Annotated in this window: 1 pseudogene; it reads left to right on the top strand. The window is 42.6% G+C overall.

What is annotated here, in order from left to right:
• Nucleotides 1-423: pseudogene (locus EK417_RS20465) on the top strand (T9SS type A sorting domain-containing protein); the annotation flags it as partial.

Below are 423 nucleotides of genomic sequence, written 5' to 3'. Positions count from 1 at the left end.
TTTTAGGTGGAAAAGGCTTAGATGAAGTAGAGAAGATGATTCCAACCAGAGATGGGGGGGCTTTATTGGGAATGTATTCAAGGAGTTCTGAAGTAAAGGCAGGAAGCGGGAAGCTGGAGGCTGGAAGTGGTGTGAAGCTCGACTCTTATTCCAAAGCCAGCAGCAATTATGGTGAAGGCGACTATTGGATTGTCAAGTTGGACAAAAATGGAAAAGTAGAATGGGAAAAGAATTTTGGAGGGAAAGGTGATGATCATTTGAGAACCCTGGCTTTAAGTTCCAATGGATTTATCATTGGCGGAGAATCCAGATCAGAAAGATCAGGGAACAAAACGGTAGGCATTGAAGAAGGAACGGACCTTTGGCTGATCTCTTTAAATGAAAGAGGGGAAGAACAGTGGCAGAAATCCTACAATTTTAAAA

Origin of the sequence: Chryseobacterium candidae, assembly GCF_004916905.1 — a bacterium.
Lineage (GTDB): Bacteria > Bacteroidota > Bacteroidia > Flavobacteriales > Weeksellaceae > Chryseobacterium > Chryseobacterium candidae.
The sequence above is the reverse complement of the archived record's forward strand: the minus strand, read 5'-3'. Positions and strand labels throughout refer to the sequence as shown.